Origin of the sequence: Pseudomonas sp. Choline-02u-1, assembly GCF_002836515.1 — a bacterium.
GTDB lineage: Bacteria > Pseudomonadota > Gammaproteobacteria > Pseudomonadales > Pseudomonadaceae > Aquipseudomonas.
Window position 1 is genome coordinate 257,321 of the sequence record NZ_PJBC01000066.1, and the last position, 15,837, is coordinate 273,157.

Below are 15,837 nucleotides of genomic sequence, written 5' to 3' on the forward strand. Positions count from 1 at the left end.
GGCATGGGATCCTTGGCGCTTTTGCGCCAAGGGATTCCTTTATGTCGACCATTCATATCGCCGCTGCGCTGTTGCTCAACGCCCAAGGCCAGACCCTGCTGGTGCGCAAGCGCGGCACCACGGCGTTCATGCAGCCGGGTGGCAAGATCGAAGCCCACGAGTTGCCAGTACACGCATTGGCCCGTGAACTGGAAGAAGAACTCGGGCTGCAGATCGACCCGGCGCAGGCGACTTTACTCAACAGTTTTTCCGCCCCCGCCGCCAACGAGCCGGGCTTCATCGTGCATGCCGAGATCTTTCAACTGACGATCGATTGCGACGTCTGCCCGGCGGCGGAAATCGAAGAGGTCATCTGGGTCGATCCGGCCACTGATCCGGCGCTCGAGCTGGCGCCATTGACACGCGAACACATCCTGCCGTTTTATCGCCGTTCACTGACTGCACTCGTCTGACCATTCCCGCAAAGGACGTTGCCATGATCCCGTTGCAAGACCTGCTGATCTTCGCCGCCGCCGCACTGCTGATGGTGCTGACGCCGGGGCCGAACATGATCTACCTGATCTCGCGTTCGATCTGTCAGGGGCGCCGCGCGGGGGTGACTTCGTTGCTTGGTGTGGTCGGCGGGTTCTTCGTGCATATGTTCGCCGCGGCGGCGGGTTTGACGGCGGTGTTTCTGGCCGTGCCGATGGCTTATGAAGTGTTGAAATGGGCCGGCGCGCTGTACCTGCTGTGGCTGGCCTGGCAAGCGCTGAAACCCGGCGCACGTTCGCCGTTCGAAGCGCAGCAATTGCCGCCGGACTCGTCGCGCAAGCTGATCACCATGGGCTTTCTTACCAGCGCACTGAACCCGAAAATTGCTGTGTTCTATCTGTCGGTGTTTCCGCAGTTCATCAGCCCTGAGCACGGATCGGTGTTCACCCAAAGCATCATCCTCGGCCTGACGCAGATCAGCGTCAGCTTCAGCGTCAATCTGTTGATCGCGCTGTTCGCCGCAGGCATCGCCTCGTGGTTTGTGCGCAACCCGACGTGGCTGGCGATGCAGCGTTATTTCATGGGCCTGGTGCTCGGCGGCCTCGCCGTACGGCTGATGCTCGAACAGCGGCGGACCGCCTGAAATGTCGATCGAAAGGCTGGATGCCAGCCATGCCCTGGCTTACCGCGAACTGATGCTTGAAGCCTACGACCTTCATCCGCAGGCGTTCACCTCCAGCGTGCGCGAACGCGCGGTGATGCCGTTGAGTTGGTGGGAAGGGCGCCTGACCAGCAAGTTCGACGTGGTATTGGGCGCGTTCGAGGATGGCAAGCTGGCCGGGATCGTAGGCCTCGCCTTCGAACCGCGGGAAAAGGCCCGGCACAAAGCGACGCTGTTCGGCATGTATGTTTCGACCGATTTTCGCCAGCACGGCCTCGGTTTCGCATTGGTGCAAGCGGCGGTTGGCGAGGCGCAAAAAAACCTCGCGCTGAAGGTCCTGCAACTCACGGTGACCGCCGGCAACGATGCGGCCTTCAACCTCTACCAGCGTTGCGGCTTTATCCAGTACGGCCTCGAACCGCTGGCCGTGCGGGTGGGCGAAGAGTATTACGACAAGATCCACATGTGGCGTGAAATCTGAGCCGCGCAGATGATCGTTCCCATGCTCTGCGTGGGAATGCCTCTACGGACGCTCTGCGTTCGGCTTCAGAAGGGACGCGGAGCGTCCCCGGCTGCATTCCCACGCGGAGCGTGGGGAACGATCGAACACGGGCCTCCATGTAGGAGGGGGCCTACTGCTCAGGCGGTTGAGCGGACGGCGCTGACGCCATCCAGCGTCGAGAACGAGGTGTCTTTCGCCGTCAGCAGGAAATCGCGCATGTACGGCGCATCGAGCATGTCCGTGCGAATCGCCGCATACAGCGTCGCAAACAAGCCTTTCTCGCCCAACCGCTTGCCCTTCACATACCCCCGCGAGCTGTATTCGTGCAGCGCCCAGTGCGGCATGCCGCAGACGCCCCGGCCGCTGGCGACCAGTTGCATCATCATCACCGTCAGCTCGGAAGTGCGCACCTGCGCAGGCTCAATGTCGGCCGGTTCGAGGAAGCGGGTGAAGATGTCCAGGCGATCGCGTTCCACCGGATAGGTGATCAGCGTTTCTGTCAGCAGGTCTTCGGGAACGATGTACGCCTTGCTCGCCAATACATGCTGATTGGCCACCGCGAGCATCGCTTCGTAAGTAAACAGCGGCACGTAAGTGATGCCCACGATGTCCAGCGGATCGGAGGTCACCACCAGATCCAGATCGCCCCGCGCCAGCGCCGGTAAGGGCGCGAAAGCGAAACCAGAGGCGAGATCCAGCTCCACTTCCGGCCAGGCATCGCGGAACTGGTCGATGGTTGGCATCAGCCACTGGAAGCAGCTGTGGCATTCGATGGCCATGTGCAAACGCCCGGCGGTGCCACCGGCCAGACGACTGATGTCGCGCTCGGCAGCGCGCAGTAACGGCAAGGTGGCGTCGGCCAGCTGCAGCAGGCGCAGACCGGCGCTGGTGAAGCGCACCGGTTTGGTCTTGCGCACGAATAGTTGCATGCCCATGCGCTCTTCGAGCTCTTTGAATTGATGGGACAGGGCCGATTGCGTCAGGTGCAAGCGGTCAGCGGCATCAACCAGACTGTCCGCCTCGCGCAGGGCGTGCAGGGTTTTCAAATGTCGGATTTCAAGCACTGGCGGGGCTCCATGAGGAAAACTTGTGACGACGGCGTGGAAGGTGAGTTTGTCTCATGAAGCTCGCTTTGTCGATCTGCCGGCCAAGATCCGGCGATGCAAACTACAGCCGACCGCTCGGCACTCTTCATCAAATTGTCATGCAAGTGTGGCAGCGCGCTCGCACGAACTTCATCACACTCGCGCTCTACTGGGGTGCTGCGTTTTGGTGTTTTTCATGTTCAGGAAATTTGTTTCAGTCGCGGCCGCGTTGGCCGCGCTTTTGTTCGGGGCCGGCTCGTTTGCCGCCGGGCGCTGTGATGTGAACGTGCCGACCGAGCACGCCGAGCTGGCGCAGGTCAGCCTTGCCTATCAGAGCATCGGCCGCCCTTCGGACCCGGCGCTGTTGCTGGTCATGGGCCTGGGCGGGCAGTTGATCCATTGGCCGGACGAAGTGGTGGTCGCGCTGTGTCAGCAGGGTTTTCGGGTGATCCGCTATGACAACCGCGACGTCGGCCTGTCGACCTGGCGGCAGGCGCCGATCGAGGCCAATCTGACCTTCGAAGTGCTGCGCTACAAGCTCGGTTTGCCGGTCTCGGCCCCTTACAGCCTGACCGACATGGCCGACGATGCGCTGGGTTTGATGACGGCGCTGAAGGTTGAGCAATTCCACGTGCTTGGCGCGAGCATGGGCGGGATGATCGCCCAGCACATGGCGGCGATGGCGCCGCAGCGTGTGGAAAGCCTGACCCTGATCATGACCACTTCCGGCGCCGAGGGCCTGCCGGCTCCGAGTGCGGCGCTGGTGCAATTGCTCTCGCGGCGGGGCGCGCCGAACCGTGAAGTGGCGCTGGAACAGCAGGCCGATCTGCTCGCTGCCCTGGGCAGCCCGGCGGTGACTGATGATCGGCAGGCCTTGCTGCAACAGGCGGCGGCGTCTTACGACCGCGCGTTCAATCCAGAAGGCGTGAAGCGGCAGATCATGGCGATCCTCGCCGAGCCAAGCCGCGTGGCATTGCTCAATCAGCTGCGCGTGCCGACGCTGGTGGTGCATGGCACGGCTGATCCTTTGTTACCGGTGATGCATGGTGTACACCTGGCGGCGCACATTCAGGGCAGTCAGTTGAAACTGATTCCGGGGCTGGCGCATCGGTTTCAGGAGGCGTTCAAGGAGCCGTTGCTGGCGGCGGTGCTGCCGTATTTGCAGGCGCATCGCGAGGACACTTCGCATTGGGCGCAGGTCGAGCCGGTGGCGAAGCGCAATCTTCTTTAACCGCAGATTTGGGGTGAACGTTCGGGCTCCTTCTCGTTAGTGATTGAAACAGCCAACTCAGCTGTGCAGCCGCACCCAAACCGTTACCAGCACCGTCGCTGCCATCAACCACGCTACCGCCGCCACGGCCAGCGACGCTTCCAGCCGCATGCGGTCGACCATCACGTACAACGTCGCCAGATACACAAAGTACGGAATGATCGACCACATGCCGAACACGATTGTGGTCTTCAGGTCGTCGACCGAGCGGCCCTTGCCGACGATGTAATGCGCAATCAGGGCAAAGGTCGGAAACAGCGGCACGAGACCTGCGATGTAATAGTTTCTGGTCTTCGACAGCGCAGCGAGGATCAGCACCACTGCCGCGCCAATAGCGGCTTTCAGAATCAGATCCATCAGTGGCTCAACCCGTACTTTTTGACTTTGTCGAACAGCGTGGTCTTGGCCATGCTCAGTTCCTGGCTGGCCTGGGTCAGGTTGCCGCCGCTGCGTTGCAAGGCGTCGACCAGCAGATTGCGCTCGAAGGCTTCCACCGCTTCGGCAAACGTCAGGCCCTGACTGGCGCTGGCGCCGGATTTCTTGAAGGCCGGCAGGCCGAGGGCGAAGCGTTCGGCGACGTTGCGCAGTTCGCGCACATTGCCCGGCCAGTCGTGGCTCATCAGGTTTGACAGGGTCTGGTTGTCCAGCTCCGGCAATGCACGATCAAAGCGCAATGCCGATTGCTGGGTGAAGTGTTCGAACAGTTGCAGGATGTCTTCGCGGCGTTCGCGCAGCGGTGGCAATTCGAGGGTCACGACGTTGAGGCGGTAGTACAAATCGCTGCGAAATGCCCCGGCCTTGCTCGCTTCGTCGAGGTCGGATTTGGTCGCCGCAATCACCCGGCAATCCACCGCCACGCTCTGGTTCGAGCCGAGGCGTTCGAGGGTGCGTTCCTGCAACACGCGCAGCAATTTGATCTGCAATGGCAGCGGCATGCTTTCCACTTCGTCGAGGAACAGCGTGCCGCCATCGGCGTGCTCGATTTTGCCGATCCGCCGTTTGCCAGCTCCCGTGAAGGCATTGGCCTCGTGGCCGAATATTTCGCTTTCGAAGAGATTTTCCGGCAGACCGCCGCAGTTCAATGCGACGAATTGTTTGCCGTGGCGGCGACTGAAATCGTGCAGGCAACGGGCGACCAGTTCCTTGCCGGTGCCGGTCTCGCCTTCGATCAAGACGTTGGCCGAGGTGTCGGCGACGTTGGCGATCAGTTCGCGCAGGTTCTGCATTGCCGGCGAACGGCCGATGATCCGGCCTTCCAGGGAGTCACGTTCAGCCAATTGCCGACGCAACGAGGACACTTCGCGGGCGAGCCTGCGTTGCTCCAGCGCACGCCGCGCGACGTCCACCAGACGTTCCGGCGAAAACGGCTTTTCCATGAAATCGTAGGCGCCTTTCTGCATGGCGCCGACGGCCATGGAAATATCGCCATGGCCGGTGATCAACACCACCGGCAGGCTGCGATCGCGTTGCTTGAGACGGGTGAGCAATTCCAGACCATCGATGCCCGGCAGGCGGATGTCGCTGATGACGATGCCGGCAAAGTTGTCGCCGACCTGCTCCAGCGCTTCTTCGGCACTGCCCACGCCGATGCACGGGATATCTTCGAGGGTCAGCGCCTGTTGGCAGCCGAGCAGCACATGGGGGTCGTCTTCGACAATCAGCACACTGAGTTCGGGGTTCATATTGGCTCGGCAGAAAGAGGGCTTACCAACGGTAAACTGAGGACGAAAGTGGTGCCACCGCTCGCCGGGTGTTCGACACCCAGATGCCCGCCGGTGGCGGCGGCGAGGCTCGCGGACAGGGTCAGACCCAGTCCCAGGCCTTGTTCGCCGGGTTTGGTGGTGAAGAACGGTTCGAACAGATGCTTGCGCGCTTCGGCGTCGATGCCGTGGCCATTGTCGCGCACCCGCAAACGATACTTGCCGTTGAACTCTTCACCCTCCAGCCACAATTGCGGCTGCGCTTGTGCGTGCATGGCGTCGAGGGCATTGCCGATGAGGTTGACGAGGATCTGTTCGAGGCGGGTCTGATCGATCAGCAACTGCACATCGGCAAACTGCCGGTGAATCTGCAACGGGTTGTTTTCCAGACGCGCGCCGAGCACTTGCAACGCAGCGTCGACGGCTTTGCCGAGACTGGCCTGGCCCTTGTTGTCGCCGCGTCGGGCAAACGAACGCAGGCTGGCGGTGATCCGGCCCATGCGGTCGATCAGGTCGTTGATGGTCTTGAGATTGGTGCTGGCGACATCGAGCTGGCCGCGCTCGAGAAAGCGCACGGTGTTACCCGACAGCGTGCGCATTGCTGCCAGCGGCTGGTTCAATTCATGGGCGATGCTGGTCGACATCTGGCCGATAGCGGCAAGTTTGCCGGCCTGCACCAGTTCGTCCTGAGCGCGCCGCAACGTCTCTTCGGCCTGGCGGCGCTCGCGGATCTGGCTCTTCAGCCGTTCGTTGCTGGCGCGCAGATCGGCCGTACGTTCGGTAATCCGACGCTCCAGTTGGCTGTTGGCTTCCTGCAAGGCCTCGCGGGCGGCGAGGCGGGTGGCGAGGACTTTGCGGCGCTCGTTCCAGGCGATCAAAAGAAAGGCGAACAGGGCGAACGCCACCGCCACCAGAATGCCTTGATTGATCGCTTCGCGGCGCAGATCCTGCAGCGGCGTGAGCAGGGTGAAATTCCACGGTGTGTCGCTCAGCAATCGGGTTTGCGCCAGATAACTGATGTCGTCCTCATCGGGCTGCAATTCGCTGTTGGCCGGAAAGGTCAGTTTCTCCACGCCTTCGGCCAGCGTCTCGCGGGCCAACGGTTGCAGTTCGTTGAGCGGGAACCAGTAGTACTGCAGGCTGCGGGCGAGTTTTTCCTTGACCTCATCGCTGAGCGCAATCACCGATTTCAGCCGCCTGGCCGGGTCGCTGGACAGAATGATGATGCCATTCTCGTCGCTGACGAAGGCTTCCAGACGCGCGCGCTGCCAGCGCTCTTCCATGGCTTCCAGACGCACTTTGACCACCGCGACGCCGATAATTTTGCCGTGCTCTTCGAGGCCGTGGGCGAGGTAGTAACCGGGTTCGCCATTGGTGCTGCCAATGCCGTAGAAACGCCCGGGCTGACCGCGCACGGCATCCTTGAAATAGGCGCGAAAGGACAGGTCTTCACCCAGATAACTGTCGACATCGCGCCAGTTGCTGGTGGCCATGACGCGGCCGGTGGTGTCCATGACGTAGATGGCCCGACTGCGGCTGCGGCGGTTCAGGCCTTCGAGGTAATCGTTGACCGTCTGTCGGTGTTCCGGGGTCGGCTCGGCCAGCAACTGCGGAACACTGGTTTCGAGTTCCAGCAAGCTGGGCAGGTAGGTGTATTTGCTGATTTCACTTTCCACCGCGCGGGCGTGCAGTTCCAACTGACGCTGGCCATTTTCGCCGAGGCTGCGGATGCCGAAATGCTCACTGGTCCAGAAGCCGATGAAACCCAGTCCGACCATCAGGGCGATGATCAGCGGCGGCAGGAACAGATGACGGATCAGACGGGGCTTCACGGCAAGTGATGGCGGCGCTGCGCGATAAAGAGTGGAGTCGCATTTCATCACAGATGCCTTGGGTCAACCACAACACAATCTCGGGATCAGCGTTGATCCAGTGTGGGAGCGGGCTTGCTCGCGAAAGCGGTGGATCAGTCAATGATGATGTTGAAAGTGCCGGCCTCTTCGCGAGCAAGCCGCTCCCACCGTGGGGAGCGGCGCTTTGCCTTAGTGCTGCAGGATTTTCTCGAGGAAGTGCTGCGCGCGTTCGGAGCGAGCGCTGATGTCGCCGAAGAATTCCTCTTTCGGGCAGTCTTCGATGATCTTGCCCTGATCCATGAAGATCACCCGGTCGGCGACTTTGCGGGCGAAGCCCATTTCGTGGGTCACGCACATCATGGTCATGCCTTCGTGGGCCAGTTGCACCATGACGTCGAGCACTTCGTTGACCATTTCCGGGTCAAGCGCCGAGGTCGGTTCGTCGAACAGCATGACGATCGGGTCCATCGCCAGCGCACGGGCAATCGCCACACGTTGTTGCTGGCCACCGGACAGTTGCCCCGGATGCTTGTGGGCGTGCGCCGACAAACCCACGCGCTCCAGCAGTTGCAGACCTTTTTTGGTCGCCTCTTCCTTGCTGCGGCCGAGCACCTTGATCTGCGCGATGGTCAGGTTTTCGGTGATGGTCAGGTGCGGGAACAGTTCGAAGTGCTGGAACACCATGCCGACGCGCGAGCGCAGTTTCGGCAGATTGGTTTTCGGGTCGGCGATCGAGGTGCCGTCTACGACCACGTCACCCTTCTGGAACGGTTCCAGGGCGTTGACGCACTTGATCAGCGTCGACTTGCCGGAACCGGACGGGCCGCAGACCACGATCACTTCGCCTTTCTTCACCTCGGTGCTGCAATCAGTCAGCACCTGGAAGTCCCCATACCACTTGTTGATGTTTTTGATAGAGATCATACGGCGAACCTTTTCTGCAGACGCTTGACCAGCCGCGAGGCGGCGAAGCTGATGATGAAGTACACGAGACCGGCGAAAATCAGGAACTCATTGGAGCGACCGATGATGTCGCCGCTGGCGCGTGAGGCGTTGAGGAAGTCAACCAGGCCCACGGTGTAAACCAGCGAGGTGTCCTGGAACAGGATGATGCTCTGCTGCAGCAGCAGCGGGGTCATCTTGCGGAACGCCTGCGGCAGGATGATCAGGCGCATCATCTGCCCGTAGTTCATGCCCAGTGCTTGCGCGGCACCCATCTGGCCCTTGGAAATCGACTGCACACCGGCACGGACGATTTCGCAGAAGTACGCCGCTTCGAACATCATGAACGCCACGACGCACGAGGTGAACGCACCGATCGGTGTGTCTTCGCCAGTGATCCAGCGCAGCACGAACGGCACCGCCAGGTAGAACCAGGTGATCACCAGCAGCAGTGGAATCGAGCGGAAGTAATTGACGTAGGCGCCAGCAATGCTCGACAGCAGTTTGTTATGAGACAGACGGCACAGCGCGAGGATCGTGCCGAGGATCATCCCGCCGATCACGCCCATGGCCATCAGCTTGAGGGTCATGACCATGCCGTTCCACAAACCGGGAATGGCCGGGACGATGCCACTGAAATCGAATTCCATTATTTACCCCCCACGGAGATCAGGCCGGGCACCGCGACTTTCTTCTCGACCAGGCGCATCAGCAGCATCAGGCTCATGTTGAGGGTGAAATAGATCAGGGTTGCCAGGGTGAACGCTTCGAACAGGTTGGCCGAAAACTCGGCGGTCTGTTTGGTCTGCGCCAGCAATTCCATCAAACCGATCAGGGACGCCACGGAGGAGTTCTTGAACACGTTGAGAAATTCGGAGGTGAGCGGCGGAATGATGATGCGGTAGGCCTGGGGCAGCAGCACGTTCCAGTAGATCTGCGGCAGTTTGAAACCCATCGCGCGGGCGGCGGATTCCTGGCCACGAGGCAACGCCTGGATACCGGTGCGCACTTGCTCGCAGACACGGGCGGCGGTGAACAGACCCAGGCAGACGACAACGCTCAGGTAGGCCGAAGTAGTCGGGTTGAGGTCCTGCTTGTACCACTCCTGCAGATCCGGCGGCAGCAGATCGGGCACCAGGAAGTACCAGATGAACAGCTGCACCAGCAGCGGCACGTTACGGAACAGCTCGACGTAGCAGGTCGCGATGCCCGATACGATGCGGTTCGGCACGGTGCGCATGATGCCCAGCAGCGAGCCGAGCAGCAGGGCGATGATCCACGCCACGATGGCGATGGCAATGGTCCAGCCCAGACCGGAGATGAACCAGTCGAGATAGGTCTCGCTGCCCACACCGGTGGACTTGAAGAACACGCCCCAGTCCCAGTTGTAATTCATTAGGGTCTCCCCTCGATTCGATCGATGTACAAGTGCCCGCTTGGGGAACTCCGTTCCCTCCCCAGTCTTTTTTCAAAGACCGGGCACACGCGATCGGCTCGACAGCCACCGGTTCGAGTGTTTCCAGAAAAATGCCAGCAGGGAGTGACCATCCCCTGAAAAGGCAGGTGCCTCTTCAGGGAATAAGGTTAGTCAGAAATCAGGACTTCTTGTCGTCAGCCGCTTTGTCGGTCGGATTGGCGATCAGGTTCTTGAGCTCGTCGCTCATCGGGAAGTTCAGGTTCAGGCCTTTTGGCGGAATTGGCTGCATGAACCACTTCTCGTAGATCTTGTTGATTGCGCCCGAAGCGTAGGTGGCCTTGATCGCGTCATCCACAGCCTTTTTGAACGGCTCGTCGCCTTTGCGCATCATGCAGCCGTAGATTTCGTACGACTGTGGCGTGCCGGTCACTTCCCAATCGGCGGCTTTCTTGGCCTTGGCGGCTTCGCCGGCCAGCAGCGCGTCGTCCATCATGAACGCAACGGCACGGCCCGACTCCAGCATCTGGAAGGACTCGCCGTGGTCTTTGGCGGAGATGACGTTCATGCCCATCTGCTTGTCGGCGTTCATCGCCTTGAGAATGCGCTCGGAGGTGGTGCCGGCGGTGGTGACAACGTTCTTGCCTTTGAGATCGTCGAAATCCTTGTACTTGGAGTCTTTCTTGGACAGAAGACGGGTACCGATTTCGAAGATGCCGACGGAGAAGTCGACCTGCTGCTGACGCTCGACGTTGTTGGTGGTCGAACCGCACTCGACGTCCACGGTGCCGTTCTGCACCAGTGGAATACGGGTTTGCGAGGTGACGAGGTTGTATTTGACTTGCAGGTTCGGCAGGTCGAGGTCTTTCTTGATCGCTTCGACGATGGCCAGCTGGATATCGTGCGAGTAGCCGACCGGCTTGCCGGACGCATCAGCGATGTAGGAGAACGGAATGGAGGCGTCACGGTGGCCCAGGGTGATGACACCGGACTCTTTGATCTTCTTCAGGGTGCCGGTGAGTTCGGCGGCGAAAACTGGCGTGCTGATCAGAGCGGCAGCAATGGCTGCGCCCAGGATATGGGGAACGATGCGCATCAAATTTTCCTCGACATTGTTTTTTTTATGGAGCCAGTTTGTCGGCCCTTTTTGTGCTTCGAATGCCTGACGGCTCCTGAAGTGTTGGCACGGCAGGCATTCGTCGAGAGAGTGTAGAGCATGAGTCGTGCCAGAGCAGGCATCATTGGTTAACGTCTTGTTTTATAAAGGTATTAAAGTTTTGTGGCGGCCATTTGACGGGCAACTGATCCGGTTAACCGAATCGACTGCAGAGTCGCGTTCGGAAAACCGAATACGTAGTCAGGCGCGCTCTCGGATTTCCCGGCTTAGTGGCGTTTCATGCAAATACACCCACTCCACTCCATCTGGCTGCCCTCTGAGGATCGCCACGGCGAGCCGCGAGTGTTCAGCGCCGTTCAAACGGTGGGTTTCGACGTAACTCACAGCCAGCAGGCCGGCCTGTTGCCATACCGTGTGCACATCGCTGATCGCGATATCGAGTCCCGCTCTGGCGCCCACGGCCCCCCTGAACAGTTGTTCTACTTCGGCGCGGTTCAGCGGGATCGCCGATATACCTATCATGCTGAAATCTTCGGCAAATACTTTCATCAGCGGCTCGAGGCTCGCAGCTCCGATGCCGTCGGCATCAGTGAATACCCGAAGGATCAGCTCGTGGACGTGGTGAATGCTGTGTTCGGCTTGTTCGATCAGAGCGTTTGTCATGGGCATACCTTGGCGCGGTTCAGTTGTTTGATCTGCAGCAACGGCAGCAGCCCGACCAGTGCTGCAATCGCGAAGGTGGCGTGATAGGCCGGCGTGGTGCCAAGCGGTTGGAGCAGCACGTTGAAGATCATCAGAAACAGCGCGGCGCCGAGGCTGAAAGACATCTGCCGGTTGATGTTCCAGATGACACTGGCCTTGTGCGTATCGCCGCCGGCGAAGTCCATCAGTGAGGTGGTCTGCGCGGTATTGGCACCGATGCCGCCGCCGATGCCCATCAGGCTGTAGGCGATCATGATGAGCCAAAAATCCGTTGGCGCATTGACCAGCACCAGGGCGGCGATGCCGGCGCTGTGCAACAGCATGCCGAGGGTGAACAGGTGTCCGGCGCCGATCCGGTTGTAGAATCGGCCGCAAACGGTCATCGCGACGAACGCACCGATGGCGTAGAGGATCATGAACATTCCGGTCAGCCGGGCGCTGAAGTGCAGGGTGTTCTGCAAAAAGAAAATGTTCATCAGATTGACCCCGGTGAACACCCCCGGAATCGCGTAGTAGATGAAGATCGAGGTGCTGAGTTTTCTGCTGCTGAGCAGGCTCAAGTCGATGATCGGGTTGTTGCAGCGGCGGTAATGCAGCAGATACAGCGCGATGAATATCAGCCCCGCGATGACAAAACCCAGCGCTGCGAGCGGCGGGTAATCGCTGCCGTACAGCGACATCCCCATCAGCAGACTGGCGAGCGTCGCGCTGACCAGCAACAGGCCTTTGATGTCCGGGCGCTGGCGTTCGGCGGGTGTGCTTTCCCTGATCCACCACCAGGACAGGCCAGCGGCAAGCAGCGAAAACGGGATGGTGCTGTAGAACACCCAGCGCCAGGAGCTGATGTCGACAATGAGGCCGCCCACGGTGGGTGAAATCGCCGGGGCAATCAGGGCAACGGCCATGATCAGCGTGGATATTTTCGCTCTTTGTTCGCCCTGAAAAAGATTGAACGTCAGCGCCTGTCCGACCGGAATCAACAAGCCGCCGCCGATGCCCTGGACGAAGCGCCAGATCACCAGTTCATGGAAGCTGTCGGCGTGGCCGCACAGCCACACCGCGCCACTGAATACCAGCATTGAAGCGGTGAGGATTTCACGACTGCCAAAACGCGCAGCCAGCCAGGTGCTCAGCGCAATGATCAACGTCAGTCCGAGAATGTACGCGTTGGCGACCCACGCCACCGAAGCGCTGCTGACCTGCAAGCTGGCTGACAGACTGGGCAGTGCCACCGCCGACATGAAGATGTTGATGCAATCGATAAAGAAGCCGAGCAGGAAAATCGACGCGACTTTATAGCGGTAACTCATGGTGTTTCCCCTTTGTCGTCGAGCTTAGGGGCGATAGACTCCGGCCGTCGATGCAATGGAGCTGAACACAATGTTTGAAGGGATTGAACCGTGACCCAGGGCGCTCTGCACACGCACTTGAACCGGGTGCAGACATTTCTGGCGATTGCCGAATTGGGTTCATTTACCAAGGCTGCCAGCCATCTGAATCTCAGCCGCGCCATGGTCAGCCTGCATATCAAGGCCCTGGAGGCAGCGTTGTCGACCAGCCTGTTGCTGCGCAACAGTCGTGCTGTGTCGCTGACCGAGGCCGGGCAAAGCTTTTACAACGAATTCAAGACCATCGTTGCCGATATCGACACAGCGTTTGACAGGGTATTGCACGGCACAAACCGCGTCTCGGGAACGCTGCGGATCAGTTCCACCAGTGAATACGGCGAGCGATTCATCCTGCCGCTGATTCCGCTGTTCGCCGAGCGCTATCCCGATATCCGCCTGTGCTACGACTTCAACTCTTCGCTCAATGATCTGCTGGCCGACCGGCTCGATCTGGTGGTTCGCCTGGGCAACCTGGCGGACTCATCTTTCAAAAGCCGGAAACTGGCGGACTATGAAATTGTGCTGGTGGCGACTGAAAAGTTTCTGGTTCGCTACCCGGTAAAGACACCGCAGGATCTCAACATCGTGCCTTGGATTGCCAACAGCAATTTGCCGGCGCCGACGCAGTGGGTTTTGCGCGGTGGCGTGGGGGAGACGGTCGAGATCAGTGGCACGCCTCATTTTCAGTCGAATTCTTCAACGGCGATTCGTTCGATGACCTTGTCGTCCCTGGGCGTGTCGGTGCTGCCGGCGTGGATGGTTGAAGACGATATGGCCTGTGGGCATCTGGTACGTGTGTTGCCGGAATACTCGCTGCCCTCACAGCCGATCAGCCTGGTATTTGCGGATACGCCGCACCTGCCGCACAAGTCGCGGGTGTTTATCGATTTTCTTTTGGCGCATTCAGGGCAGTGAGGGAGTGGAGCCGGACCTTGCGGGCATAGCAAAAAGCCCCTGAATCTCGCGATTCAGGGGCTTTCGTTTGAGCGATGGGGCGAATATCAAGCCGCCTCGATCTTGCGGTTTTGCTCCACCTTGCCCAGATACGTCGCCAGCTTTTGCTGCTCGTCGGCAGTCGTGAACAAGCCGAGTTTGGTGCGGCGCCACAAAATGTCATGCGCCGTAGTGGCCCACTCTTCGCTGCACAGGTAGTCGACTTCGCGGGTGTAGAGCCCGCCGCCGATGTGCTCACCCATGTCTGCCAGCGTTTCCACGCCTTCAAGCATGCGCCATGTGCGGCTGCCGTAAGTGACGGCCCAGCGCCGGGCGATTTCAGTCGGGACGAAATCATACTTGTCGCGAATCCGTGCGCTCAGCGCTTCGGGCGTGGTCATGTCTTCGCCGCCGGGCAGAGTCGCTTTGGCGGTCCAGCTTGGGCGCATCTGGGTGAAGAACGGCATCAACTGCGCCATCGCCGACTCGGCGAGCTTGCGGTAAGTGGTCAGTTTGCCGCCGAACACCGACAGCAGCGGCGCCTCTTCGGCATTGCCCGACAGCGCCAGGGTGTAATCGCGGGTCACTGCCGACGGGTTGTCGGATTCGTCGTTGCACAGCGGACGCACGCCCGAATAGCTGTGCAGGATGTCCTCGCGGCTGAGCTGCTTCTTGAAGTGGGCATTGACCACTTTGAGCAGGTAATCGGTTTCGCCTTCGGTGATCGCCACTTTTGCCGGGTCGCCGGTGTACTCGCGGTCGGTGGTGCCGATCAGGGTGAAATGGTTCAGGTATGGAATAGTGAAAACGATGCGCTGATCTTCATTCTGCAGAATGTGCGCGTGCTCGCCTTCGTACAGCTTCGGCACGATGACGTGGCTGCCCTGAATCAGGCGGATGCCATAAGGCGATTCCATCTTCAGGTCGTCACGAATGAATTTGGCGACCCACGGGCCGGCGGCGTTCACCAGTGCTTTGGCGGTAATCGAAAACAGGCTGCCGTCGGCGCGCTCCAGATGCAGGTGCCACAAACCTTTGCTGCGGCGGGCGCTGACGCAGCGGGTCTGGGTGTGCACGTGGGCACCTTTTTCGCGGGCGGCCATGGCGTTCAGGACGACGAGGCGGGCATCATCGACCCAGCAGTCGGAGTACTCGAAACCTTTTTTGATTTCGCTTTTCAGCGCGCTGTCGGCACCGAACTTCAGGCTCCTGGAACCTGGGAGCTTTTCACGTTTGCCGAGATTGTCGTAAAGGAACAGGCCGGCACGAATCATCCACGCCGGACGCAGGTGCGGGCGGTGCGGCAGCACGAAACGCATCGGTTTGACGATATGCGGCGCCTTGGCCAGCAGCACTTCGCGCTCGGCCAGTGCTTCACGCACCAGACGGAATTCGTAATGTTCCAGATAGCGCAAGCCACCGTGGATCAGCTTGCTGCTGGCCGACGAGGTGTGGCTGGCCAAGTCATCTTTTTCGCAAAGGAACACCGAAAGACCGCGACCGGCGGCATCCGCTGCGATCCCCACGCCATTGATCCCGCCGCCAATCACGGCAACGTCATAGATCTCGGAAAGTGGGGGCGTACGCAAGGTAGAGGTGGACATCGGCTGGCCTCGGTTCTTTTGGTTTTATGTCTTGGAAATCGAACATTAATGTTCATTTGCGAAAATGGTAGCCCATAAAGACGTGCACAGCCAGTCGCGCTCGATTGAAAAAACTCATCGAAGGACAGAGAAAGGAAAATTATCGAACATTAAAAGTAAAAGATCGCAGCCTTCGGCAGCTCCTACAGGGGGAAA

Annotated in this window: 16 protein-coding genes; 5 read left to right on the forward strand and 11 right to left on the reverse strand. The window is 60.0% G+C overall.

Going from position 1 to position 15,837, the window contains the following annotated elements; translation table 11 throughout:
- Window positions 1-41: 41 nt before the first annotated feature.
- From CXF97_RS25870 to CXF97_RS25880, 3 genes are read left to right on the forward strand one after another with little or no spacing between them, the layout of a single operon-like run.
- Window positions 42-452 carry an NUDIX domain-containing protein gene (locus CXF97_RS25870; RefSeq protein WP_101162107.1) on the forward strand — a complete coding sequence of 137 codons (411 nt, stop codon included), beginning with the start codon at window positions 42-44 and terminating at the stop codon, window positions 450-452.
- 23 nt (window positions 453-475) lie between these two features.
- Window positions 476-1,114 (forward strand): LysE family translocator, encoded by a 639-nt coding sequence (locus CXF97_RS25875; protein ID WP_101162108.1) that lies wholly within the window; start codon window positions 476-478, stop codon window positions 1,112-1,114.
- A gap of 1 nt (window position 1,115) precedes the next feature.
- The gene (locus CXF97_RS25880) at window positions 1,116-1,613 is read left to right on the forward strand and encodes a GNAT family N-acetyltransferase (RefSeq protein ID WP_101162117.1); all 498 of its coding nucleotides are present in this window, start codon (window positions 1,116-1,118) and stop codon (window positions 1,611-1,613) included.
- A gap of 158 nt (window positions 1,614-1,771) precedes the next feature.
- Here CXF97_RS25880 and metR read toward each other — a convergent pair whose 3' ends face one another.
- A complete protein-coding gene (gene metR / locus CXF97_RS25885) occupies window positions 1,772-2,698 on the reverse strand; it encodes a transcriptional regulator MetR (protein WP_101162119.1) in 927 nt (308 codons plus the stop codon).
- Window positions 2,699-2,915: 217 nt separating this feature from the next.
- Here metR and CXF97_RS25890 point away from each other — a divergent pair, with 217 nt between their 5' ends.
- Entirely contained in the window at window positions 2,916-3,950 is a 1,035-nt protein-coding gene (locus CXF97_RS25890; RefSeq protein WP_101162121.1) for an alpha/beta fold hydrolase, read from the forward strand.
- Window positions 3,951-4,007: 57 nt separating this feature from the next.
- Here CXF97_RS25890 and CXF97_RS25895 read toward each other — a convergent pair whose 3' ends face one another.
- The 9 genes from CXF97_RS25895 to CXF97_RS25940 form a co-directional block, all read right to left on the reverse strand.
- The gene (locus tag CXF97_RS25895) at window positions 4,008-4,337 is read right to left on the reverse strand and encodes a GlpM family protein (RefSeq protein ID WP_172828174.1); all 330 of its coding nucleotides are present in this window, start codon (window positions 4,335-4,337) and stop codon (window positions 4,008-4,010) included.
- Window positions 4,338-4,345: 8 nt separating this feature from the next.
- Complete coding sequence (locus tag CXF97_RS25900; protein ID WP_371918398.1) at window positions 4,346-5,623, reverse strand: sigma-54-dependent transcriptional regulator; 1,278 nt, start codon at window positions 5,621-5,623, stop codon at window positions 4,346-4,348.
- Window positions 5,624-5,667: 44 nt separating this feature from the next.
- Window positions 5,668-7,569, reverse strand: a complete 1,902-nt coding sequence (locus CXF97_RS25905; protein ID WP_101162124.1) for an ATP-binding protein — start codon at window positions 7,567-7,569, stop codon at window positions 5,668-5,670.
- 162 nt (window positions 7,570-7,731) lie between these two features.
- Entirely contained in the window at window positions 7,732-8,466 is a 735-nt protein-coding gene (locus CXF97_RS25915) for an amino acid ABC transporter ATP-binding protein (protein WP_016773390.1), read from the reverse strand.
- On the reverse strand, window positions 8,463-9,134 hold the full coding sequence (locus tag CXF97_RS25920) for an amino acid ABC transporter permease (RefSeq protein WP_016773391.1): 672 nt from the start codon (window positions 9,132-9,134) through the stop codon (window positions 8,463-8,465). Before CXF97_RS25920 ends, CXF97_RS25915 begins: the two co-directional genes overlap by 4 nt.
- Window positions 9,134-9,880 (reverse strand): amino acid ABC transporter permease, encoded by a 747-nt coding sequence (locus CXF97_RS25925; RefSeq protein WP_016773392.1) that lies wholly within the window; start codon window positions 9,878-9,880, stop codon window positions 9,134-9,136. Before CXF97_RS25925 ends, CXF97_RS25920 begins: the two co-directional genes overlap by 1 nt.
- A 199-nt stretch (window positions 9,881-10,079) precedes the next feature.
- Window positions 10,080-10,994 carry a glutamate/aspartate ABC transporter substrate-binding protein gene (locus tag CXF97_RS25930; protein ID WP_101162128.1) on the reverse strand — a complete coding sequence of 305 codons (915 nt, stop codon included), beginning with the start codon at window positions 10,992-10,994 and terminating at the stop codon, window positions 10,080-10,082.
- A 261-nt stretch (window positions 10,995-11,255) separates the two neighbouring features.
- Window positions 11,256-11,678: a DUF4440 domain-containing protein gene (locus CXF97_RS25935; RefSeq protein WP_101162129.1), complete on the reverse strand. Its 423-nt coding sequence runs from the start codon at window positions 11,676-11,678 to the stop codon at window positions 11,256-11,258.
- The gene (locus tag CXF97_RS25940; RefSeq protein ID WP_101162131.1) at window positions 11,675-13,027 is read right to left on the reverse strand and encodes an MFS transporter; all 1,353 of its coding nucleotides are present in this window, start codon (window positions 13,025-13,027) and stop codon (window positions 11,675-11,677) included. The genes CXF97_RS25935 and CXF97_RS25940 overlap by 4 nt, the downstream gene beginning before the upstream one ends.
- Before the next feature lie 105 nt (window positions 13,028-13,132).
- Between CXF97_RS25940 and CXF97_RS25945 the strand changes: the two genes are divergently transcribed.
- A complete protein-coding gene (locus CXF97_RS25945; RefSeq protein ID WP_101162267.1) occupies window positions 13,133-14,020 on the forward strand; it encodes a LysR family transcriptional regulator in 888 nt (295 codons plus the stop codon).
- An 86-nt stretch (window positions 14,021-14,106) separates the two neighbouring features.
- Here CXF97_RS25945 and glpD read toward each other — a convergent pair whose 3' ends face one another.
- Entirely contained in the window at window positions 14,107-15,642 is a 1,536-nt protein-coding gene (glpD, locus tag CXF97_RS25950; protein WP_101162132.1) for a glycerol-3-phosphate dehydrogenase, read from the reverse strand.
- Between the last annotated feature and the right edge of the window lie 195 nt (window positions 15,643-15,837).